The sequence below is a fragment of the Robinsoniella sp. KNHs210 genome (assembly GCF_000686105.1).
Classification (GTDB): Bacteria; Bacillota; Clostridia; order Lachnospirales; family Lachnospiraceae; genus Robinsoniella; species Robinsoniella peoriensis.
Genome location: NZ_JMLZ01000002.1, coordinates 1,868,847 through 1,892,601 on the forward strand (window position 1 = coordinate 1,868,847; position 23,755 = coordinate 1,892,601).

General features: G+C 42.0%; 23 protein-coding genes. 2 read left to right on the top strand and 21 right to left on the bottom strand.

Features of this window, described 5'->3' with window-relative positions; translation table 11 throughout:
• Positions 1 to 88 precede the first annotated feature (88 nt).
• Genes CD03_RS0115210 through CD03_RS0115225 form a run of 4 tightly spaced genes read right to left on the bottom strand, consistent with a single transcriptional unit; the run spans position 89 to position 4,958 of the window.
• Positions 89 to 1,756: an alpha-glucosidase gene (locus tag CD03_RS0115210; RefSeq protein ID WP_027294390.1), complete on the bottom strand. Its 1,668-nt coding sequence runs from the start codon at positions 1,754 to 1,756 to the stop codon at positions 89 to 91.
• A 4-nt stretch (positions 1,757 to 1,760) separates the two neighbouring features.
• Positions 1,761 to 2,591, bottom strand: a complete 831-nt coding sequence (locus CD03_RS0115215) for a carbohydrate ABC transporter permease (RefSeq protein ID WP_027294391.1) — start codon at positions 2,589 to 2,591, stop codon at positions 1,761 to 1,763.
• The gene (locus CD03_RS0115220; protein ID WP_027294392.1) at positions 2,591 to 3,487 is read right to left on the bottom strand and encodes a carbohydrate ABC transporter permease; all 897 of its coding nucleotides are present in this window, start codon (positions 3,485 to 3,487) and stop codon (positions 2,591 to 2,593) included. Before CD03_RS0115220 ends, CD03_RS0115215 begins: the two co-directional genes overlap by 1 nt.
• 1 nt (position 3,488) lies before the next feature.
• Positions 3,489 to 4,958: an ABC transporter substrate-binding protein gene (locus tag CD03_RS0115225; RefSeq protein WP_027294393.1), complete on the bottom strand. Its 1,470-nt coding sequence runs from the start codon at positions 4,956 to 4,958 to the stop codon at positions 3,489 to 3,491.
• Between the two features lie 945 nt (positions 4,959 to 5,903).
• Between CD03_RS0115225 and CD03_RS0115230 the strand changes: the two genes are divergently transcribed.
• Together CD03_RS0115230 and CD03_RS0115235 are read left to right on the top strand one after the other, a co-directional pair.
• Positions 5,904 to 6,323: an HTH domain-containing protein gene (locus CD03_RS0115230; RefSeq protein ID WP_027293389.1), complete on the top strand. Its 420-nt coding sequence runs from the start codon at positions 5,904 to 5,906 to the stop codon at positions 6,321 to 6,323.
• An 11-nt stretch (positions 6,324 to 6,334) separates the two neighbouring features.
• On the top strand, positions 6,335 to 7,348 hold the full coding sequence (locus CD03_RS0115235) for an IS3 family transposase (protein ID WP_027294394.1): 1,014 nt from the start codon (positions 6,335 to 6,337) through the stop codon (positions 7,346 to 7,348).
• A 210-nt stretch (positions 7,349 to 7,558) separates the two neighbouring features.
• On the opposite strand, the gene CD03_RS38895 is transcribed toward CD03_RS0115235, so the two are convergent.
• The 17 genes from CD03_RS38895 to CD03_RS37230 form a co-directional block, all read right to left on the bottom strand.
• A complete protein-coding gene (locus tag CD03_RS38895; protein WP_255348045.1) occupies positions 7,559 to 7,681 on the bottom strand; it encodes a hypothetical protein in 123 nt (40 codons plus the stop codon).
• A 117-nt stretch (positions 7,682 to 7,798) separates the two neighbouring features.
• Complete coding sequence (locus CD03_RS0115245) at positions 7,799 to 8,797, bottom strand: LacI family DNA-binding transcriptional regulator (RefSeq protein WP_027294395.1); 999 nt, start codon at positions 8,795 to 8,797, stop codon at positions 7,799 to 7,801.
• A gap of 97 nt (positions 8,798 to 8,894) precedes the next feature.
• Positions 8,895 to 10,238: a glycoside hydrolase family 30 protein gene (locus tag CD03_RS0115250; protein WP_027294396.1), complete on the bottom strand. Its 1,344-nt coding sequence runs from the start codon at positions 10,236 to 10,238 to the stop codon at positions 8,895 to 8,897.
• Between the two features lie 119 nt (positions 10,239 to 10,357).
• Complete coding sequence (locus CD03_RS0115255; protein ID WP_027294397.1) at positions 10,358 to 11,224, bottom strand: AraC family transcriptional regulator; 867 nt, start codon at positions 11,222 to 11,224, stop codon at positions 10,358 to 10,360.
• Between the two features lie 21 nt (positions 11,225 to 11,245).
• The gene (locus tag CD03_RS0115260; protein WP_242849099.1) at positions 11,246 to 11,992 is read right to left on the bottom strand and encodes an alpha/beta fold hydrolase; all 747 of its coding nucleotides are present in this window, start codon (positions 11,990 to 11,992) and stop codon (positions 11,246 to 11,248) included.
• A gap of 39 nt (positions 11,993 to 12,031) precedes the next feature.
• Complete coding sequence (locus CD03_RS0115265; RefSeq protein ID WP_197041666.1) at positions 12,032 to 12,706, bottom strand: uracil-DNA glycosylase family protein; 675 nt, start codon at positions 12,704 to 12,706, stop codon at positions 12,032 to 12,034.
• A gap of 41 nt (positions 12,707 to 12,747) precedes the next feature.
• Positions 12,748 to 12,894 carry a hypothetical protein gene (locus CD03_RS38275; protein WP_176731142.1) on the bottom strand — a complete coding sequence of 49 codons (147 nt, stop codon included), beginning with the start codon at positions 12,892 to 12,894 and terminating at the stop codon, positions 12,748 to 12,750.
• Between the two features lie 72 nt (positions 12,895 to 12,966).
• Entirely contained in the window at positions 12,967 to 13,299 is a 333-nt protein-coding gene (locus CD03_RS0115275) for an MmcQ/YjbR family DNA-binding protein (protein WP_027294400.1), read from the bottom strand.
• A gap of 241 nt (positions 13,300 to 13,540) precedes the next feature.
• Positions 13,541 to 13,960 carry a Fe-S cluster assembly sulfur transfer protein SufU gene (sufU, locus tag CD03_RS0115280; RefSeq protein WP_027294401.1) on the bottom strand — a complete coding sequence of 140 codons (420 nt, stop codon included), beginning with the start codon at positions 13,958 to 13,960 and terminating at the stop codon, positions 13,541 to 13,543.
• Positions 13,950 to 15,164, bottom strand: a complete 1,215-nt coding sequence (locus tag CD03_RS0115285; RefSeq protein WP_027294402.1) for an aminotransferase class V-fold PLP-dependent enzyme — start codon at positions 15,162 to 15,164, stop codon at positions 13,950 to 13,952. The genes sufU and CD03_RS0115285 overlap by 11 nt, the downstream gene beginning before the upstream one ends.
• Positions 15,154 to 16,251, bottom strand: coding sequence for a SufB/SufD family protein (locus CD03_RS0115290; protein WP_027294403.1), 1,098 nt, complete (start codon positions 16,249 to 16,251; stop codon positions 15,154 to 15,156). Before CD03_RS0115290 ends, CD03_RS0115285 begins: the two co-directional genes overlap by 11 nt.
• Before the next feature lie 15 nt (positions 16,252 to 16,266).
• Entirely contained in the window at positions 16,267 to 17,673 is a 1,407-nt protein-coding gene (gene sufB, locus CD03_RS0115295) for a Fe-S cluster assembly protein SufB (protein WP_027294404.1), read from the bottom strand.
• Positions 17,670 to 18,434 (bottom strand): Fe-S cluster assembly ATPase SufC, encoded by a 765-nt coding sequence (sufC, locus tag CD03_RS0115300; RefSeq protein ID WP_027294405.1) that lies wholly within the window; start codon positions 18,432 to 18,434, stop codon positions 17,670 to 17,672. Before sufC ends, sufB begins: the two co-directional genes overlap by 4 nt.
• A 298-nt stretch (positions 18,435 to 18,732) precedes the next feature.
• Positions 18,733 to 19,209 (bottom strand): GNAT family N-acetyltransferase, encoded by a 477-nt coding sequence (locus CD03_RS0115305; protein WP_044289408.1) that lies wholly within the window; start codon positions 19,207 to 19,209, stop codon positions 18,733 to 18,735.
• 133 nt (positions 19,210 to 19,342) lie between these two features.
• Positions 19,343 to 20,326 (bottom strand): 1-aminocyclopropane-1-carboxylate deaminase/D-cysteine desulfhydrase, encoded by a 984-nt coding sequence (locus CD03_RS0115310; protein ID WP_027294407.1) that lies wholly within the window; start codon positions 20,324 to 20,326, stop codon positions 19,343 to 19,345.
• A gap of 148 nt (positions 20,327 to 20,474) precedes the next feature.
• Positions 20,475 to 21,614, bottom strand: a complete 1,140-nt coding sequence (locus CD03_RS0115315) for an ATP-binding protein (RefSeq protein ID WP_027294408.1) — start codon at positions 21,612 to 21,614, stop codon at positions 20,475 to 20,477.
• 218 nt (positions 21,615 to 21,832) lie between these two features.
• The gene (locus tag CD03_RS37230) at positions 21,833 to 23,722 is read right to left on the bottom strand and encodes a sensor histidine kinase (protein WP_052377816.1); all 1,890 of its coding nucleotides are present in this window, start codon (positions 23,720 to 23,722) and stop codon (positions 21,833 to 21,835) included.
• Positions 23,723 to 23,755: the final 33 nt, after the last annotated feature.

The following is a 23,755-nucleotide window of genomic DNA, read 5'->3' on the forward strand; positions in this document are numbered from 1 at the left end:
ATTATATTTCATTTAGAGCAGCATGTAAACATAATTCCATTTTCTTAGAGAGGAACATCTATTTTAAAAAGTTTCTGCGCAGCACTGACTACTTTCTTCCAACTGCTAATGCCTCATATGCCCTCAGTAAAACCCGGTCTCCTTCCAGCTTCATATCTCCATAATTACTCAGAATATTTTCCCAGCTGCCTTCCAGTACCATCTTGGCTTCTCTATTTTGATAATTATGTATAGCTAAAATCTCACCCTCTGCAGTCACTCTCCTATAGGCAATTACATTTTCATCTTCTGTATCAGCGGGAATGAATTCCCCTTCTGTCAGAATTTCTTTATATTCTCCGGATTTTCTCAGCTGAATTAATTTTTTGTAATAGTTCAGAACGGATTTATCATCTTTTAACTCACACTCCACATTTACTTCGGGGTAATTTTCATTTACTTTGAGCCAGGTTTTATCTGCATCGGAGAAACCGGCATTTTTCTCATTACTCCATTGCATTGGTGTTCTGCTGTTATCGCGGCTTCTTTTGCCTGCCAGTTTAAATGCCTGCTCCGGTGACATTCCTGCTTCCACCGCACGCTGATACTGGTCCTTTGTTGCAGGATCATTATAGTCATCCATGCTGTCCATGGGAATATTGCACATACCGATTTCCTGTCCCTGATAAATAAAGGGTGTTCCGCGAAGCAGCATAAAGAGCGAAGCCAGCATAGTGATACTATGATAATTTATCTCTCCCTGTGGCAAATATTTATTAACAGAACGAGGCTGGTCATGATTTTCCAGATAAAGGGCTCCCCACCCTCTTTTCTGTGTTTCCAGCTGGCTGTGGAAAATATTGTGCTTTAAATCCTTCAGTGTCCAGTTTGAAGGCTTATACCATTCCCCGGTCTGTGGAATATCAATATCTGCATAACTGAAATCAAACACCATGGAAAAGAACCCATTGTCACCAATGAACTGATCCAGCAGATAGTCCGGGACATTTGCTTCAGCTACCGTCATACTGTTGTGGGGCTGAAACGTTCTTTCTTTTAATTCAGATAAGAATACCTCTATCCCTGGCTGATTGGCGATGCCTTTTCCCACAAAGCAAAGTCCGTCTTCTCCGTCCGGTTCAAAGTTATTGGCTTCAAAATTTTTCTTAATATTGGATATGGCATCGATTCTAAATCCGCCAATGCCTTTATCCAGCCAGTAATTGATCATTTTATAGATCTCTTCCCGCAGTTTCGGGTTCTCCCAGTTCAGATCCGGCTGCTTTTTACTGAATGCATGTAAATAATAACGGTTATCTCCTGCTTTTTCCCAGGCGGAACCGCCAAAATAGGAACGCCAGTTATTAGGGGGACCCCCATCTGCCCCTTCTTTAAAGACATAATAATCTGCATATTCACTCTGGGGATCTTTCAATGCTTCCTGGAACCAGACATGTTCATCAGAAGTATGGTTTACGACCAGATCCATTAATATCTTTATACCTCTTTTTCCTGCCTCCGTGATCAAAAGGTCCAGATCCTCATCCGTGCCAAAGCTTTCGTCTACGTGATAATAATCAGAAATATCATAACCATTGTCATCCATAGGAGACTTATATACCGGACAGATCCACAGGACATCCACTCCAAGATCCTCCAGATAGTCCAGCCTGTCTATAATTCCCCGTATATCCCCAATGCCATCATGATTGGAATCCTGAAAACTTTTCGGATAACATTGGTATACAATCCCGCTTTTCCACCATTTCTTTTCCATGGTATCATCCCTTTACTGCCCCATCGGCAATTCCTTTCATAATATATTTCTGTAAAAACAGGTATACGATAATAATTGGAATAATCGTAACCAGTACCGCCGGGAAAATCAGTTCCCAGGAGTTACTGTATTGTCCTGATACCATTTTTGCAAAATAAAGCTCCAGGGTCAGGGTCTTATACTCTGAATTACCAATAGTCAGAAATGGCAGCAGATAATCATTCCAGATCCAGATACCATTTAAAATAATTACCGTAACCGTGGTGGATTTCAGCATGGGAAATACCACCTTGAAAAACATCTGAAAAATGGTCGCCCCATCGATGGCAGCCGCTTCTTCTAAAGACTGGGGAACGCTTTTTAAGAAACCATGGTATAAGAAAACCGACATGCTCAGTCCAAAACCACAATACATTAGAATCAATCCTGCCAGATTCCGAAGCTGCAGCATATCAAATACACTGAGTAGCGGATACATGACAGATTGAAACGGAATCAGCATGGCAGCCGTGAACAGTAAAAATGCTGCCTGAGACCATTTCGTTTTATTTCTTACCATCATCCATGCAGCAAGTGAAGATACGATAACCAGGACAAACACAGAAACTGCAGTGATGAAAAGGGTAATTCCAAATCCCTGTACAAAATGAATCTGATTCAGGGCACTTTTAATATAATCCAGGGTCCATACCGCCGGAAGCGCCATAGGTGAATCTACAATTTCAGCCTGGCTCTTAAAGGAGTTCAAAACCAGAAATGCGATTGGAAACAAAGTATATACTGCCATAATGACCAGTAAAATGCGTACGAGAACTGCTCCTGCTTTTCTTTTCATTACATTTCAACCTCCTTTTTCTTAGTGTAGGATACCTGTATCAATCCAACAATTGCAATTAAGATAAAAAATATGACTGCCTGTGCCTGTGCAAGACCGTAATCCGGGGGTCTGGTATCCTTTGTCGTTCTTAAGATCTGCAATGCCAGAAGTCTGGTATTAAAGTTACCATCCGTAAGCGCTACGTTCTGGTCTAACAGTTTGAAGCAATTGGATAAGGTCAAAAATAATACAATGGTAAAGGACGGCATCAGCATTGGCAGCGTGATTTTTCTGAACTTGGTAAATGCTCCTGCTCCGTCAATAGAAGCTGCCTCATACAAATCACTGGAAATATTATTGATTCCGGCTACGAAGATCAGCATCATATAGCCCGCCATCTGCCAGACTACCATGATGACCAGGGCAACCAGGGTTTTTGTGGAATCCTGGGTCATATTCGTTAAAAATGGAATATGCAGAAGTCCCTCTTCTCCAAATAACATTTTTGAATATACGATCTGGAATATAAACTGCCAGATAAAGCCAAGCGCAAGCCCGCCAAGAAGGTTCGGCATAAAAAAGATCGTACGGTAAACACCGCTGCCCTTTCTTAAAATACTGATCATCATCGCCATAACAAGGCCTGCCACACTCACGGCAATCACTGCCATAAGGGTGAATTTTAAAGTATAAATCAAAGCATCCAGAAACTGGCTGTTCTGAAATACTTTAGCATAATTACGAAGTCCTACAAAAGATTCAAATGCATTTGCCCCGCCGTGGAAATAAGTTCCCCTCCATGCAGAAAATGAATAGAACACACCTATGATAAAAGGTATAATAATAACTCCTACAAACAGTATGACTGCCGGAAGCAGTAACGGCTTAAACCATTTCTTATAATATTTTTCCATCTTAATCTTCCTCCCCTAATTTTCTTAAGGCTTTCCATTGGCTGATACATTCATCTGCAATCTTTTCATAAGCATCCGGTTCCCAGTCTTCCTTGATAAAATACTGTTCCATCAGGATCTTGCCATACACTTCCTGCCCCCAGGTAGGCGGTGCTCCGTTAAATGGGTTTGACAACACATTTCCCTCCCTCAGATATCCAATCAGTGCATTATTTAAGGGATTTTCAAATTCTACGGATGCATCTGCGGTAAATGGGATGAAAGCAAAATCATTGATAATAAAATCCTGTCCTTCTTTTGATGTATTCAGCCAGTATAGGAATTTTTCTGCTTTTTCCTGCTCTTCGGGCTCTGCTTTTTTATTGATGGCATAGTAACTGGGAACAAATTCCGGTACTGAGCTGTTAAATTTTTCTACAGTCATTCCCGGTATCTTGATATCCTCCTGGGTAAATGGCATTTTCACAGGCAGCATGGTAATGGTTTTGACAATTTCCGGATTAATCTTCTCTATATTGCTGTATACCCAGTTTCCCTGCTTGATAAAAATGGATTTATGATCTGCGAAAATCTGGATTGCCTGATCATATCCGCTGGTTGTGGAGTTAATAAAATCAGGACTTCTCTTTAATGTCCCCTTTGCCCCTGCCGCATGGCTAGTCATCAGGTCCTCCACCTGTATGGATTTTTCCAGGGGTGTTTTTAATTCATCCACCTGTTCATCGGTAGCATTCTGCGCTGATGACAGGCTGTCTAGCACTGCGTTTAATGCAAAATTGCTCATGTGGTCACCATAAGTCCATTTCTCAGCTCCTGCCACGGAGAAGACACCATTGAGCTGACTAGAAATTTCATTTTTTTCCGGCTGGAAAGTATATTCATTTCCGCTCAAATGAACAGTTCCACCTGTACCATTTTTTATGTAATCGTCAGCGGCTGTTACCAGTGCTTCAAATTCATCATAAGTGGCTGTTTTAAAATCTTCCAGCCAGTTCATGGTGTTCTTCTCCCCAAACAAAGCATCTACCATCTTCGTATCTATAATATATCCATAACCTTCCACATTATAAGGTATGCCATAGTTCGTTCCGTTTCCGGAAGACAGCTGCATCCCCTGGGGAATACTTTCTGCAAGCTCCCGCATCTCAGGAGTGGATGCTTCCCGAAGATCCTTTAAGAATCCTCCCTCTTCCCATTCCGGCACTGTTTCCGCATTCACGGAATAGATCGCCGGTTTGTGATTGGAATTCATATCTGCCCTTAAAAGGTCTATACCGTCTGTGGTACCAATCGAAAAGACTTTAATTTTCTGACCCGTCTCTTCTCCATAGGCCTTGCATACTTTTTCCAGTGCATCCGCATTTTCACTTTTTACATTGAAAATATAAAAATCATAATCTTTCCCGCCGCATCCGGTGAACAGTCCCATGCATAATAATAGCGTGGCTCCCAATAGAAATTTTCTTTTCATGTCCTTCTCCTTTTCTTCTAAGTGAAACATGTTTCATTTCTCTTATAAAAATATGCTATGGTGATCCTCATGAACCATAACATATTTCTAACACTTATCTTTTATAATGATGAGTTCCTGGATTCAAGTTTATTTTAATGATTATTTCCATGAAACATGTTTCTTATGTATTTCATACTACTCTTTTTTTGGATTACTGTCAATATATTTGAGGATATTCCAACCGTTTCATCGAAATATACAAAATCACTGTTTCTATTTTAGTACATTTGCATCACTGTTAATTGGTGCAATGCTGTCTGGAGCGAACAATTTCATATTGAATTTGGGTTTAGCTGAGTAAGGACGCTTTGTAGATGTAGGTAGTGTACGCTATTGGCATAGAACACTTAAAAACCAATAAACCAGCTGGATGTTATCACTGTGAACTGTCTCTAAATTCTACTACAGTATATTTGTGGTTATAGAACCTACATCCAGTTAAGTCTGTGATCAGGAAAGCAGGTAAAATTTCGTCTTATCATCCCCCTTTCACACTGAACTGCCGTAACACACTCTGCCGCATCCAAAAACGAACAGACAGTCACAACCCAAGGGCCTCCACCAGGCTGAGAAAACCAGCTTTGTATCAACGGATGCTATCTCGGAAAGATGGGTGTGGGAAACTGGTATGGGCGTAGGAAGCGTAGAGCAAAGCTGAGTATTTATAATGTACCCATAAGTGTGGACACATCATTTAGCGGGGCTCCCATTTTTTTAGACATCCCTTCCCATTAGTTCCATATAAATGGACACCCCCTCACCTTTCAGAACCCCAATTGTGGACATGCCTTGCTGGTATACCCTGCTTCTGGGACAACTGTCTTGGATGATTGCTGAGGCCTCTTTTGGCTTAGACACCTCTCTTGGCTTATGGTATTCTTATCTAAGAACAGGAGGAATACCATGACCAAAAACCCTTTTACCAATGAACAAATGCTGCTGCTTCGTCAAAATCCTTACACCTACAAGGTGTCCAAATTCCAATTAACCTTTACCAGGGAGTTCAAGGAGATCTTTTACTCGGAATACCAGTTAGGGGAGATTCCGCGGCAGATCCTCGCAGATCATGGCTATGATCCTGCCGTCCTTGGGGACCGCAGGGTATGGAGCATTGCCAGACACATTCGGGAACAGTACGATAAATATGGCGGGTTTCACCAAGGACATTCCCCTCACAGGATGCAAAGCTCCGTCTCCCCGGCTGCTGATCTGCCGCCATCCGAAAAGGATGAATTAAAACAGCTTCGGCATGAGGTTGATTATCTGAAACAGGAAGTTGAGTTCTTAAAAAAAATTTCCTCACTCAGGACTACAAGGAAGTAGGTGCACTGCTTATGAACGACTCTTCCTGTATATTTGAGATTATCCAGCAAACGATCCGGCAAAGCGCGAATTCCCTTTCTGCCAAAGAACTCTGTTCCATAGCCGGTGTTTCCAGAAGCGGTTATTACGCCTGGATAAAGGCAGCTCCTGTCCGTGCGCTTCAGGAACAGAAGGACCGGGAGGATTTTGATCTGGTTCTGGCCGCTTACAGGCTGCATGGTTATGCCAAAGGGGCCAGGGGCATCTATATGGAACTGCTCCATATGACCCCGCCGGTGATCATGAACCTGAAAAAGATCCGCAGGCTGATGGAAAAGTTCCACCTCTCCTGTCCATACCGAGGCCCAAATCCATATAAAAGAATGGCAAAGGCACTAAGGACCAGCAATGTAGCGGACAACCTGCTAAACCGTGAGTTCGAATGTTATGGACCAAGAATAGTCTTGTTGACGGATATCACTTATCTGTCCTATAGCGGATCCTTTGCCTACCTGTCAACCATCCTGGATGCCTTTACCAGGCAGATACTTTCTTATGTGCTCAGTGACTCCCTGGAAGTGGATTTTGTTCTTGAAACGGTCAATAAACTGGTGGCCGATCATGGGATCTCACTTCAAGCAGAAACAATCATCCACAGTGATCAGGGGTGCCATTACACCAGCCAAAGTTTTCTTCATATACTTTATAACAAGAAGCTGCGCCAGTCCATGTCCCGGCGTGGCAACTGCTGGGACAATGCGCCCCAGGAGAGTTTCTTTGGGCATATGAAGGACCATATCAAGGCAAAACTGGCTGAATGCGTAAGCTTTGTAGAGGTACAGTCTGTCATTGATGACTACATGGCTTATTATAATAATCAGCGGTACCAATGGCATCTGGCGAAGCTTGCACCCAATGAGTTTTATAAATTTGTCATCACTGGAGAATATCCACTGGATGTTCCCAAAATACCTGCGCATCCGGTCATAGCCAAAAAACCGGAAGAACTTGGATGCCAATTATATCAGAAAAATACGGATAGTTAAAAAATTTCATAGAATACCATGACATTTAAAGAGGTGTACCTGTATGCAGGATACTTTGGAAGTAAAGGTGCGAAAAAAGTGCCCCACTTTTTAAAATGTCCTTGACAAGGGGTACAGTTCAATTTACTTACCTTTTCGAAGTGTTTTTTGGCGGATAGTATTCGACTGGCTCCCATCGGATACTAAGCGGGTACTGAACCGAGAAATGCATCAGGATTTCTCGGTGAATACCCGCGTGCCGCCAAAAAGCGCTTCGGAAAGGTTAGAAAATACCAGTTCTGCGGCCAGCTGACGGAGCCCATGCCAGTTTCCCACACCCATCTTTCCGTACACTACCTACATCTACAAAGCGTCCCCTTCCTCAGCAAAACCCAAATATAATAAACCAGCAGGAGTCTCAAATCCAAGTAATAACCCATAAAATTGTATTGAATCATGAGCCATAAGCCACTATAAACTGTTCGTTGCAGTCCTAGTGGTACTGCCTTTTACCAGAGATACCTTTAATGCATACCTGTTCTGCCTGGGGGCTTTTCCCTCAAGCAAGGATTTCAATACGGCAATCGTCTGCTTTGCTATCTCTTTTACCGGCTGTTTTATTGTTGTGATATCTATAAGATTCATATTTACTACATAGGTTCCGTCATAGCTCACTGCACAGAAATCTTCCGGGATTCGTTTTCCTAACTGCACTGCTGCTTTCAAAAACGCCGTACAGGGCATGTCTGCTGACATCAGACCGTCTATCTCCGGAGATTCCTGCAAAATTGTTTTCGCCAGGCCCAGATATCCGTCAAAATCAAAATCGTTCCAGGGGATAGTAACTCTCCTGCATGCAATTTTGTGCTCCTGAAGTACCCGCTCCAATTCTTCATGTGATTCATAAGAAAGAACCTTTTTCTTCGACTCTCCGCAGATATGAATCACTGATTTGCATCCGCTTCTGATAAATTCTTCAGCTGCAAGCCTGCCGCCCAGTCCATGATTGGAAGCAACTACCGGAATCTGTTGATTTACCTGATAATCCAACATGACCAGCGGCTTTTGAAAAGACTCGTATTCACTGTCGTCCAGACTGTTCACTCCCATAATCACGCCATCCACAATATTGGATTTCAGCATATTCATGTATTCCTGTTCCCGTTCCAAATCATCATCTGTACTGCAAAGCATCAGCTTATATCCGCATTCATAAAGCTCTTTCTCCATATATCCAGCCAGACTCGAAAAAAACGGATGCCGGATATTCGGCACTAACATAGCAATGATCCCTGCCCGCTGCCGAAACATTCCCCTGGCAAGCTCATTTGGAATATAATTTAATTCTTTCATCGCCTGCTCTATCTTCATTTTCGTCTCCGGTGCCACATGGGCTGTACCGTTTAATACTCTGGAAACTGTACAGGCTGCCACATTGGCCTTTTTAGCCACATCACGAATACTTGCCATAATTACCAACTCCTTATGAAATATGTTTCATTCATTTTAGCACGGGCTGGAAAATATGTAAACAGATTTTAAAAGAGGCGCCAAAGCGCCCCTTACATTATTCCGGCTTAACAACAAAGGTATGAATAGAGTGTGCCGGAATCTCAGCCGTAAATTGCCCCTGAGGATATTCACAGGTAAATTCCCGGTCACGGTCCATACTATTCATCAGGGTTATGACCACTTCCCCATTTGGATTTTCAAATACAATAGCATTGGAGGTCCAGTATCCGGTCGTACGGATTATTCTGGCTCCCGGTTTCACAAAATGGGAAAAATGCTTCATCAGATAGAACTCCGGCTGCAGGGTTAATTTTCCGGTTTCGGGATCTACGGTTGCAAGGGAATTCTGGCACCAGCCCCATGTAGAGATACCCCCTTCCGGCAATGCCATATTCCAGTATGTATAACGCTCTGCACCATGGCGGAAATAATACCACATCTGCATAAAAATATATTCCGCCTGTTCCCACTCATTTAAGCCGTCTCCACACTCACTCTCAGTCTGCATGATATGCATTTCAGGAAAACTTGCTTCGATCTGCTCCAGCTGATGTTTGCCGCCCCACTGCACACCCACACCCGTGATATATTTTCTGGCATCCTTATCTGACAGTATGGTATTGGCAAATTGATCATAGAATTCATGATAAGGGGCACCATTTCCCGGCCATCTGAAATCTACAAAAGGCCCGTTAATAGTTCCAAGCCAGATCTGAGTGTCCAGTCCGCTCTTATCGAATTCCGGCCCCAGATATCCTTTGATAAAGTCCCGCATATCAGAACCATACCAGAGGCAGGAAGGGAACTTCTGATCCGCCATCGGCTCATTCTGAACATGAACCATATCCACAGGTATCCCCTGCTCCCTGTATGCTTCCACAAATTTCACAAAATATCTGGCATAGGCATCCAATACTTTTTCTTCCATACGGATTCTTCCAAAATTATAAGCTTTCTTTGTCTTCATCCAGATGGGCGGACTCCAGGGCGATGCAAAAAGACTTAAATCCGGACAATACTTACGGGCGGCTTTAATAAAGGGCAGTGTATATTTTTTATCTCTTTCAATATTGAAATCCTTCAGTTCATAATCCCCATCGGTATCATCACAGCTATACCATTCCAGACTGAAATCGTTGGCGCCAATGGGAACCCTTCCCATACAAAAAGCACAGCCTTCTTCTCCGTATAATTCTTTGATAAAAGCTTCCCTTGTATCTTCATCTGTTTTTTGCAGTGCATCCCATCCCAGTTCATTAAAACAGCCTCCGAATCCAAGTACTTTCTGGCGGTAATCTGTTGTAAGCAAAAGGGTATCTTTACTTTCTCCCCCGCTTTGCACCTCCACTTCTTTCCAATAATCACTTTTCATGCTCATTACATGGGTCACAGTTTTCATATATCGCTTCTCCCTTCTAATATCTATCCGGTTAATTGTTTTTGTTAGTCCTAATATAACAATTATCCTCCGTTTTGTGTAGGTTCTAATCAAACGAAAAAACAGGTCGATTTTAACTTTTAAAATCGGCCTGTTTCCGGATTTCCGGCTGAGAAACGTTTTCTAAGCTCTTTTGGTGTACAGCCATAGGCATTTTTAAACATTCTCATAAAGAGTTTGTAATTGTAAAAATGATTTTTTTCCAGAATATCTTTGATGCAATAATCGGTATGCAGTAATTCTTTGTGGATTTTCTCCATTCGAACTGTATTCAGATATTCCAGAAATGTGATCCCTGTCTGCTGTTTAAAAAATCTGGAGAAATATATCTGATTTAACCCTACTGTATCGGCGATATCATGCAGCGTAACTTCTTCGTTATAATGCTGGTTCACATAGTCCATAATCTGCCGCATCCGCAGCTGGTTTTTCTGTGATTTCATCATGGTCACTTCATCTATCCGCCGCGAAAAAGAATGTATACAGATATAGAGCAGTTCAAAGACCAGGCTATAACAGCGAAATATATATCCTTCTGCTTTTATTTCATATGCAAGAAGCAGGTCCTGCATAAGCATTCGGATTCTGTTAAGTCTGGTTTTCACTCGCTCATCCTCCGTATCGAGGTCAATTTCAAAGCTGTAATTTACCACATCCGGCATAAACTTTTTCAGAAATGCAATGGGAATCTGCAGTAAAATAGCCTGATTCCCGCCAATGCATCTGGTGGAGTGGATGCTCATTGTATTAATTATCACGAAATCATTTTCTTTCAAAGGAATCATCCGGTTGTTGTCATACACTTCCAAGCTGCCTTTCACCAGATAAACAATCTCAATCCAGTCATGAAAGTGTTTGGGAACTACACTTCCCTCGTCAATAGAATAATTCAGATTAATGTCAATCGCATCATTCGGTTCTATAAATTCATGTGTATAGGACTCCACAATCATTTCTCCTTTGTTGTGTTACGGATTATCACTCATAAATCCGGTAATCTCTTTTGCTGCTGTATTCTGCTGTTCTTCCTGGGAAACTGCAGCTTCGCCGTCTCCTTTTTGTTTTCCGTAACTGCCAAACTGGGCATGATTTCCTCCCTCTATCACGATTTCTTCATGCACTTTTGGCATCATTTTCAGACCTTCTCTGAACTTCTCCCGGTTCATGACCTGATCCATGTTTCCATACATACTGAGTACTTTCAGACTGCTGCTGCTAAGATCGGATGCTGGATAAGCGCCCAATAGGATAAGCCCCGCCAGCCGGCTGCTATACTTTGCTGCAAATTCTGCAGCCATGGCACCGCCCAGAGAATGGCCTCCCACATACCAGTTTTTAATTGTATCATATGTATCCATATAATCCTTGGCAGCATTCATATCAAAGACAGCCAGATTAAACGGCATTTTCACTAATATGCAAAGGTATCCTTTTTTCGCTATGATCTGCATAAGATCTGCATATGCAGTATACTCTACCTTTCCTCCTGGATAAAAGATCAGCGCCGTTTCCGGTTTTTGATCGGATGGAGTAAAAAAATAACTGTTTCCCTTACTTGTAATATCCACACCCTTGCTGCCGTCAGCCTGCGCCAGCGCTTCTGTTAAAACAGGATGTTCCGCATGATAGTAACTCCCTGTATAAATAAAAAATGCTCCCGCCATAACTACCAGCACACTTGCCGTTATTATGGCTATTTTTTTCCATAAACTCATCTTCATTTTGGACTTCATTCTTTATGCCTCATTTTCTGATTACTTATTTAAAATCCGGTGAATCTCATAACGTATTTCTTTTATTCTTTTTTCTTCAAATGCAGGATGGTCTAAAAACCATTTTACATTCAGTGGAGATGGATGGGGGAGAACGTATGCCGGTTTCCCATTCAGCCTCTGATCCTCAAAAATCAAATCCGTGAAATTGCTTTTAGGGAAGAAAAAGTCCGCTGCATATTTGCCAACCAGGATATAGATCTCATTATTAACCAGTTCCATTTCCTGCAAAAGCCACTTTCCGGCACATATCTTCGGAGGCTTCCTGTCTCCTCCTCCAGAAGCTTTTCCTGGGAAACAGTGGGCAACTGAAACTATATAAAAGAAGTCCGGATTATAAAACTCTTCATCCGTAATGCCATACCAATCATGACGCAGCTTCTGTCCGCTGGCATCGTTAAAAGGCTTACCCGTTTCATGAACCCGCCTGGACGGAGCCTGGCTGATCTGCATGATTCTGGCATCTGCATTTCCAAACAGGATAGGGCGGGGTTCATAACCAAACAATTCCTCACAGGCACGGCATTCCCGTATCTGTCTGCGAAGTTCCCGGTATTTTATTTCTCTGAAAATCCGGCTTTTATGATCTGATATCTGGCTTTTATGATCTGCTGTCCAGCATTTATTATCTGATATCCGGCCTTTATGATCCGTCATGTCTCCCACCCCTTTCCTGATAAAAGCACCCTTTCGGGTGCTTATACCTGCCTGATTTTTGGATTTACTGCTTCTTCTCTTACATTGTGCGTCTGATTTTGATTTTCTGGTTTCACTTTCTGGGTTACACTGTTGAATTCTTCCAGATTCTTCTTTTTATTCTGATGTTCCAACTCTTTTTTATTCATATCATCACCTCAGTATTACTATGGCTGAAGTGAAGCATATTTATTCAGATATTTTAGAAAAATCATAGTCCCTTACCTGTCTTTTACCAGGTCATAGCTTTCAGCCAGCATCCTTTTGATTTCCTTATCAGGTATAGTTCCATCCAGAATCAGTGAATTCCAATGCTTTTTATTCATATGATATGCCGGCACTACGGATGGAAATGCATTTTGCCAGAATGTAACCCATTCAGGACTGCATTTAATATTTACCCAGATTTGCTGGTTTCTCTCATAGATGTATGCAAAACTTCTTTTATTTTTTCCATACCTCATAACAGTCCAGTTATCATCATGAAATGGATAATCTTCATAGACACCGGGAAATGTCTGGCAAAACCGGATAACCTCTTCTCTTGTCTCCATTTTTCTCCTTTAGATCGCGTATCTGTTCTAAAGCCTGTTAGAATTGCTTACAGACAAGCTCAACTACTTACACAGAAATTCTTCCTGCCTTTTCTGACAATCCTATTTTCGCACATTTTGACAAATATTTCAAATACTTTATTTCCCCGGACAACCAAGCGGAATGCTTGCATGTTCATTCGGCGAATGACACGAGAGACAAGTAATCTGGTACACCGTTGATATATCTGATACTGTCCGACTAGGAAATCATTTCTTCCATAGTATGCCATCCAAGTACCGCACACTTTACACGTGCCGGCATATGGGAAATATCTTTCAGCGCCGCAGCTTCCTCCAATACCTCCAGCTCTTCTTCCTTTGCTTCTCCTTTTATCATTTTCCCAAACAACTCCGCCAGTTCCAGGGCTCCCTGCTCTTCTCTTCCTATGATTAAATCCAGCATCATATCTGCGGATGCCTGGGAAATGGCACATCCTGTTCCGGTAAAAGTCCCGTCTGTAATTACACCATCTTCGATTTTTAATTGCAATAGGATGTCGTCCCCACAGCTTGGATTCACACCTCTTAATACCTTTGTAGGGTGTTCCATCTCTTCTTTATGGGTTGGATGCAGATTATGTTCATTTAAAATTTCGGTATATAATTCTCTAAGCCCCATATCCAAGCCACCTCCTTACCTGTCTTAAATTTTCCAGAAAAATATCGATTTCTTCTTCCGTATTGTAAAAGTATACGCTGGCTCTCGCCGTGGCATTCACATTTAGGAATTTCATCAGCGGTTCAGCACAGTGGTGCCCTGCCCTAATTGCAATATGTGCAGAATCCATTATAGACGCTATGTCATGAGGATGTACGCCGTCTATGGTAAATGTCAGAATACCGCTATGTTCCTTTGGATTTCCGGAACCGATGAGATGCACATGGGGAATTCTACGGATTCCTTCCATTGCTCTTTCTACTAAAATCTCTTCCTGTTTTTGAATTTCCTCATATCCCACTTCCTTCAGATAACAGACCGCTGCCTCTAATCCTGCTGCTCCCTGTGCATTTACCGTTCCGGCTTCAAACTTATGGGGAAGCGGTGCAAATGAAGCATCCTGCTGGCTAACCGTATCGATCATCTCACCACCGGTCAAAAATGGAGGCATTTCTTCTAACAGCTGCTTTTTGCCATACAGTACACCGATCCCCATGGGCCCCAGTAATTTATGCCCGGAAAAAGCGTAGAAATCAGCATCCAGATCCTGTACATCTACTGCCATGTGAGGAACCGCCTGGGCACCGTCCACTAATACAACGGCACCCATTTTATGTGCATATGTGATGATTTCCCTCACTGGGTTTGTACATCCGATTACATTCGATACATGGGCAATCCCCACTAGTTTTGTGCGGCTGCCGATTTTAGTTTGCACCTCAGACCAGGGGATACTTCCATTCTCGCTGCAATACAGAAAAATCAGTTTCGCACCGGTCTGTTTAGCCACCATCTGCCATGGAAGGAGATTACTGTGGTGTTCCATAATGGTCACCACAATCTCATCTCCTTTCGTTATATTAGAGAGCCCATAGCTGTATGCCGCCAGATTAATGGATTCTGTTGTATTTCTGGTGAATATTATTTCACAGTCATGCCTGGCACCGATAAATTCTTTTATCGTATGCCTGGCCCTTTCATAAGTCTCCGTCGCCCGGATGCTAAGTCCATACAGTCCCCGCATTGGATTCGCATTCTCTGCTTCATAAAAACGGGTCATCGCATCCATTACCTGACGGGGTTTTTGAGAAGTTGCTGCACTGTCCAGATAAATCAGTTCCTTGTTTTGCAGGATAGGGAAATCATCTCTGTAATTATGTTTCATATTGAAACACCTCCTCTATATAGGACTGAACCTTTTTCACGGAAGCTTCATCGGGTATCCGGCGGCAGATTGCATCTATACCGGCACGAATAATCATTTCCTTAGCCTCATCTTCCGTAATTCCTCTGGTCTGCATATAAAATAGAAGTGATTCATCAATTTTCCCTATGGTTGCCCCATGATTTCCATCAACCTCTTCTTCCTGGCACAGGATCAGGGGAATTGTCTTATTAACTACGTCCCTGCCAAATAGCAAAGTCTCTTCCTGCTCTTCACCTGCACTGCCTTTTGCACCACTTCTAAAATCAATCGTACCCCGGAACACCTTTTCTGCCTGGTCTAGCAGTGCTCCTTTTACCTCCATTCGGCTTTCGGTCTTCTTTCCTTCATGCACTGCCACATAATTCATATCCAGCTTTTGCTGCGCTCTGCAAAGATATCCGGTTCCGCTTTCAAAACTGCTTTTATATCCCTTTAGCCGGGTATGGCAGCCTGACCATCCCCTGTTTCCTCCGATCTCCAGTTGAACTACCTCAACCCTTGCCTGTTCCTCACAAACGGCTCCCATATCATCGAAATGTATAACTTCCCGCCCCAGAAGCTGCAGCTTAATGATCCGCACTACCGCATTTTTCTCCGCATAAATCCTGGTACGAATCCCAAACAGTGCTTCGCTGTCACTTCGGGAATGGTAATCCATAATAATCGTCATTTCGCTGCCTTCCCGGGCATATATCAGCTGATCTTCAAAAGCTGCGCCATGATCCTGGCTGGTATAATGTAAAAACAGGGGTTCCGCCACCCGACATTCCTTTTCAGCCAGATACCCCGTAATCTCTGTCTGCATCTCCTGAAGAAATTCACCGGTTTCCTCACCCATTCCTGTTTCTATGCCTTCCATAGCAGGCATGAAACGCTGCAGCTCCTCTGTTTCCATAACACGTATTCCAGCTGGAATCTCAAAACTGCACTCCATTTTTTTCTGTACCGCATCGATGTTGAAATCCATTTGACTATCATTTATTTTTAACCAGTTCCAGGTGGGAACCGGAAGTCTGTTCACCTTTTTATTACATACTATCTGCATTTTTAATCCTCCGTTCTATCCGATACATCCGCTCATCTCAAGGCGGATCAGATTATTCATTTCCACTGCATATTCCAGTGGAAGTTCCTTGGATACCGGATTGGCAAAACCACTGACAATCATTGCTTTTGCTTCTTCTTCGCTGATACCTCGGGACATAAGGTAAAATACAGCTTCATCACTGATCCGGCCAATTCTTGCTTCATGTCCGATATCCGCATCCGAAGTCCGGATATCCATTGCCGGTATAGTATCTGACCTGGACTCGCTGTCCAGCATCAGAGACTGGCAGGATACCGAGGCTTTGCTGTGCTTTGCTTCTTTCGTCACCGTTACCGAACTGCGGAAAGTGCTGTTTCCACCCGATTTAGAAATTGATTTGGTATTGATAACAGAAGATGTATGGGGCGCTTTATGCACCATTTTAGCTCCCGTATCCAGGTTCTGTCCATTTCCCGCGAAGGTAATCCCTGTGAATTCTGCCCTTGCCCCTTCACCATTCAGAATGCTCATAGGATACAGGTAAGACACGTGTGAACCAAAAGAACCGGAAATCCATTCAATGGTTCCTCCTTCTTCTACCATGGCACGTTTGGTATTCAGATTAAACATATTCTTTGACCAGTTTTCAATAGTAGAGTAGCGAAGCTTAGCGTTCTTCTTTACAAATAACTCCACACATCCTGCATGTAAATTTGCTATATTGTATTTCGGTGCAGAACAGCCTTCGATAAAATGCAGGTCTGCGCCCTCATCCACAATAATCAGTGTATGTTCAAATTGTCCGGCACCCGGTGCATTTAAACGGAAATAGGACTGCAGCGGTATGGTTACGGATACGCCCGGCGGAACATAAACAAAGGATCCCCCTGACCACACTGCTCCATGGAGCGCTGCAAATTTATGGTCTCTCGGTGTTACCAGCTTCATAAAATGCCTTCTCACCATATCTGCGTATTCACCTTTCAGCGCACTTTCCATATCCGTATAGATAACGCCCTGTTCCAGCACTTCCTGTCTCACATTATGATAGACCAGTTCTGAATCATACTGGGCTCCCACTCCTGCAAGGGATTTCCGCTCCGCTTTTGGAATCCCCAGTCTTTCAAAGGTCTCTTTAATCTCCTTGGGAACATCAGACCATTTACCGCTCATAGCAGTATTAGGCCTTACATAGGTAACAATCTGCTCCATATGTAAGCCATCCAGTGCAGGTCCCCACTGGGGCACTTCCATCTGGTTATAGATCTGAAGAGAGCGCAGGCGGAACAACTCCATCCATGCAGGATCTTTCTTCTCTCTTGATATCTGCTCCACAATTTCCGGTGTCAGACCTTCCCGTACCCGGTAAAAGTCCTTTTCATCATCTTTTACATCATATATACTTCTGTCGATATCATCTACATAGGTTTTTTCTTTCATACTGGCTCATCTCCCATCTCCTCATAGAACTGTTCAAATCCATGCTTATTAATTTTTTCTACCAGTTCTGGTCCGCCGATTTTCACAAGTCTCCCTTTCAACATAACATGGGTATAATCCACATGCAGATATTCCAGAATTTTCGTACTATGGGTAATAATAAAAAGTGCACCCTCCTTCTGCTTCTGGTATTCCTCTATCCCTTTAGATACAGTCCGGACCGCATCCACATCAAGTCCGGAGTCCGTTTCATCTAAGATTGCCAGTTTGGGCTTTAACATCAGCATTTGTAAGATCTCCGATTTTTTCTTCTCTCCGCCGGAAAATCCTACATTCAGATCTCTTTCGGCATAGGAAGGATCCATCTGGAGCAATTCCATAGCTTTATTCATGGAACGCTGAAAGGATAACAGCTTTAACTTCTCCCCGGTCTGCTGATGAATGGCATTGCGGATAAAACTCTGAAGTGAAATTCCAGGAACCTCCAGCGGATTCTGGAAAGAAAGAAACATTCCCATCTTTGCCCGTTTATCTGTGGATTCCTCTGTAATGTCCCTTCCTTCAAATAAGATGGAACCCTGATCAACCTGATACTGTGGATTCCCCATCAGGATATTTCCCAGAGTGGATTTTCCGGCGCCGTTTGGGCCCATTAAGACATGTGTTTCCCCCTTTTTCATTTTCAGGTCCACATGCTGTAAAATCAGACCGTTATCTATACTTACGGATAAATCATTTATTTGTAGTAACTCTTTAGACATTTTAAAAACCTCCTGTATTTGTGTATATTTTAATTCCGAGTATTTTACTGGGAATTAATTTACTTACATTATAATCCCCTTCTTTAAAATTAGCAATAGGCAACTTCTAAAAATTTAAAGATCGTGGACAAAAATAGAGAACAGAAGCTGAGGTATATGGAATCCCCGCTGCCTGTTCTCTGTTTTTTATACACTGCTCTCTGCTCTTCTATTCTCTTTTTGCTAATCTCTATTTTTTATTCCCTGTACTTTATTCTCTGTTCTTCTATTCTCATTCTTATTAAGTTTTGTGACCTGGTTAAAGTTTCAATAACATTAAATAATCTTCTTCTTTTTCTTCTATTATTTGAAATCCCGTTTTTTCATACATCTTCAAAGCATAATTATCTTTGTCCACGCTTAAGGATGCCTGAGCATAACCATCTTCCCTCAACAACTGTATCATCTCTTCCATCAGCCGGGTTCCGATTCCCTGACCTCTGTAACTTTTATTTACGGAAATTGCAAACTCCGGGGTAACTGCATCAACATTTCCATAACCCGGATCCGCTCCTGCTAAAATTCTGGTCCATACTGCCCCGACAATCTTCCCTTCTGTCTCTGCAACCAGGCATCGATCATCCTTTTTTCCAAAATTCTCTATGTAGTGGTATAAGTCAGGTTGATAGATAACCTCTCTGGGCAGCTTTGGTTCCTGGTCCGGCTGATAGATTGCATTATATAACATCTCTTCCAAAATATTATTTTCCTTCGGTTTAAGCTTTCTGATAATCATACTTATACCCCCTTAATAGCTCAAGCTGTACTGTATTATAACACCTGCCCTGTCCTTTGGACAACCGAATCAGCCTGGTAACGTTTGAAATCTTCCAAATTATTCCGGTATTTTTAGTGTTTTATAAGTAAAGTTATAAACAAAATCTGTTTTTTTGCGGAAATATGCCAAATTGGCCGCCGGTATGTATGAAGAGCACATTTCCTGTCAAAAGCGGATTTCGTTTATATAACTCGGAGACAACCCCGTACAGGGCTTTTCCGGTATACACAGGATCCAGCAGGATGCCTGTCTGAAGCGCCGTTTTATGGATAAAATCCATCACCTGAGATGAAGTTATCCCATAACCTTCTCCCACATAATCATACACTATATGAATGCGGTCGTAACTTATCCGGTTACGGCACCCACCTACACGCAGCCCCTCTTCAATAATTCCGGCTATCTGCATTTCTGCATCTGCATTCTTATCATAGATATTGAATCCCACAATCCGTTTCCGGCATCCATACATCTCATTTGCCGCATAAAGCCCGGCGTATGTTCCTCCCGACCCAACCGCCACACAAATCGTGTCAAACGGCTCCCGTAAGAGACGTTCCTGCATCATAATTTCTTCATATGCCTGATAGTACCCAAAAAATCCGATTCCGTTTGAAGCTCCTTCCGGAAGAATATATGCCTGAATCCCCCTTCGGGTATAAGAAGCCCTGATCTCCTCCATAAGCTGCTGTCTGCGGTATTTATAATCCTCCTCTGAAACAAACTGCACGCTGGCACCAAAAAGCAGATCCAGAAAATAATTTCCATCCGGCTGCATATCACTTCCACTCAAAACAAGATGCGCCTTTCTGGAAAACAATGCTGCTGCCGATGCAACTGCCCTGACATGGTTTGATTGGATCCCTCCGCATGTAATAAATACCTCTGCCCCCTGATCCATCCCTTGTTTTAATGCATATTCCAGCTTACGTACTTTATTTCCACCCATCTCAAATCCGGTAAAATCATCCCTTTTCATAAAAAGTCTGGCATTTTCCCTGCAGTAGTCCATCCCATCAAGAGACCATATTGGCGTTGGTAAATTGGCGAGCTCAAGTCTGTCCGGTTTTCTCATTCTGACTGACCTCCAAATACGATTTGTTTATCATATGCCTGTCTGTCAGGGAATAGAATGATAACTCCTAACCAAAATCCGTCATAAAAGCCTCATTATGGAAAATTGCATTGCGAATGCTGTGCGGGGACCTGTAAAGGCATTTCATTTAATAGTTTTCAAGGAAATTGTATTTCTTTTTATCTTTTTTGTATCCTATCACTTTTGCAAGATTTACATTTTCTACACTGCGGAAAATATTTTTTTCGATGATTTCATCTTTCTTTCTGAACTGTTGAATAAGTTCTTTCATCTCATCCCGTTTTGACCCTTTTGCTCCACCACAGCTTGCACAATTTTCCGTAAATCTGCAGGCGCATTGAATAAAATGCAAATCATTTGTATCACGCCATGCCTTGATTGCTGCCTCTTTTACCAGATATAAAGGACGAATTAACTCCATTCCTTCAAAATTAGCGCTATGCAGTTTTGGCATCATAGTCTCAATCTGCCCATTGTACATCATACCCATCAATATCGTTTCAATCACATCATCATAGTGATGTCCCAAAGCAATTTTATTACACCCAAGCTCCTTTGCTTTCGAATACAGATAGCCCCTTCTCATACGTGCACATAAATAACAGGGACTGTCATCCACACCTGCTACAATGTCAAAAATCTCGGTATGAAACACCTTAATCGGAATCCCCAGCAGCTTAGCATTATTCTCAATAATCGTCCAATTCTCTTCATTATATCCGGGATTCATCACCAGGAATTCAACCTCAAAATTATTCCTGCCATGCTTTTTCAATTCCTGCATAAGCTTTGCCAGCAGCATGGAATCCTTACCACCCGAAATACAGACCGCTATCTTATCACCGTCCTGAATCATTTCATATTCATTGATTCCTTTGGTGAACTGTCTCCATACGGTTTTCTTATATTTCTTTATGATACTTCGCTCAATATCTGACCTGCGCTCTTTTATCTCATCATCTTTTTGAACTAGTCTGCTTAAATTCAGGCGAAGGTAAGAGCGGTAGCCGCCTTCTATATTAAATGCCTGATAGCCTGCAAGCTGCAATGTATCCACCACATCTCTGCTGCGTTCTCCCGTATGGCAAAGAACATAAACCATTTTTGCCTGATTGATATCTAAAAGAGAGGCATCAAATTCGTCCAGCGGAATGTTGATCGCCCCCGGCATGGTTTCTTTTTCATAATCTTCTCTGTTTCTTATATCAATAATTATACGTTCATTTTGATTTATTAATTCTAACTCTTCAATATTTATAGATTCCATTATGCTCATCCTTAACCGTTCCAATTTATCATTGCTTCATGGTTAACATTTTAAGCAAAGTGATAAAAGGCCGTTTATTTATATTGTTATTTCCTATTAAAATACTAGGATAACATATTATACACTTCCTGGGGGTGGTTGTCAATTTGTAACCTGTCTGTATGAAGACAGGCTATGGGAAAGATCACCCTTTATTTTTCCAAACAATATTTTACTGTTTAAGGTTCATTGACAGCAAGGCTGACTTTTGACCGCTGTATGATCGGCAGTACAAGTTGAATGACAAAAACCCCATCTACAGTTTTAAAAGAGTGCAATCCACCATACCGTTCTACAATGGCAATCATACTTTTGATACCAAAGCCATGACCTTCTTCCCTATTTTGTGTTTTAGGGAACTTACCCTCCATTTCAAGGGTACCCGCATAGGCATTCTTGATGGAAATCAGGAGCTTTCCATCTTTGACAAAGACACGGATATCTACTTTACGCAGCGTTTCATCCTGCATCTTTGCAGCGGCAGTAATGGCATTTTCCAGTCCATTGGAGAGTAATGAACAAATCTCTGTATCGTTGACCTCAAGCACTGCAGGCAGCTGAACCTTCGCATACAGGGATACACCCACTTTATTCGCTTTAGCGTCAAAGGAGGATAAAATTAAATTCACAGTTTCATTTTCACTGTAACGCACAGGGGTTACTGCGTTAATATCAGACTCAGCTGCCACAAGGTACTCCTTTATTTTTTGCATATCGCCATCCATGGCAAAACCAGAAAGCAGTGATAAATGGTGGCGCATATCATGGCGGTAGATGACTGTCTGCTCATTGGCGGTACGCAAGGCATTCAATTGCTCCTTCGCGGCTTCTATTTGTAAATCTAGCATAGCTTGTTCACTTTTCATACGTTCTAACTGTTTTGCTACCCAAATTCTATCCTGCAAAACTTCCCACACTGCAAGAATAAACAGCGCAAACAATATCGTGGTAAACACCCAAAACAAAAGTGGTCTGCAGTATAAACGAAATGCTTCTTTAAATATGATAATCATGTACTGATTTAGAGGCTTATTAAGCGCTGCCGAGGCGAAAAACAACATCGTATACCCTGCCAAAAACACAACAAGCAATGACAAAAAGTATCGTAAAAAAGTATTTGTCCGCCGCTCTTTTAAACAATAATACAACATAATCCCAAGGAGTATAAAGCAAAACAATTCTACTTTATCAAACCAATATGGCAAGGGCAAATGTAATACAAATGTGGCTGTATAGAGGATAAAATAAATACTCCAGACAGAAAGAATCGTAATAAAATACATTTTTCTTAAATTTGTCATTTTAGTTCCCAAATATAAGAGGGGAAACAAAAAATAAAATGCCGTCGCCAGGCCACTATCTATCATCGGCAAGGGGTTTTCATTTAAGACACTCATATAGCAAAACATTTGCAGCAAGGAGGCAAAAACGAGTAATAAAATAGGAAACCCTTTTTTCGAGGTTGAAAGCTGAAACAAAAACAAGCCAAACAACAGCACCGAAATGATTCCATAAATGGCACCGGGCAAAGCATGTTGATTTACCCATGCTTCATGCTGAAACAAAAGAACATCATCACTCACCAGCTCAAAACCAATAGATCCATATGGCTCATTGTCATACACCCTCGTTACTACAGTAATGGTTTTACCCACCCATGAGGGATTAAAAGAAAATACCAAAGAAAAAGGTTGATTTTGAGGCTTTTGCATCCGTGGCAATTCTCCCGGTACGGATAAATCCGTTTGATAGTTACTAAACACTAAACTTTCATCTACAAAAACTAAAACAGCTCTGCCAGTATCAATATAAATTTTGCTGTACGATGCCCAGTTTTCTAATATCGTTCTTCGTAAAAAAACTGTTTTTGTATAGTCTATTGCCTGAGTGGCAGTTAAAGATTTTTCTTCTCCGTTTTCAACACCTGAGATTTCCCATCCATTGTTATTTTCATAGTCAACGGTTAAATACAAATTGCTGGCATTAGTAGTTGTAAAACTATACAAATAAAGTAGAAAAAATATAACAATTACAATCAGCGTACTCCAAAAAAGTGCTTTCCTTTTCATCAATCCGTCCTTCAGCGAAAGCCATCGATAGAG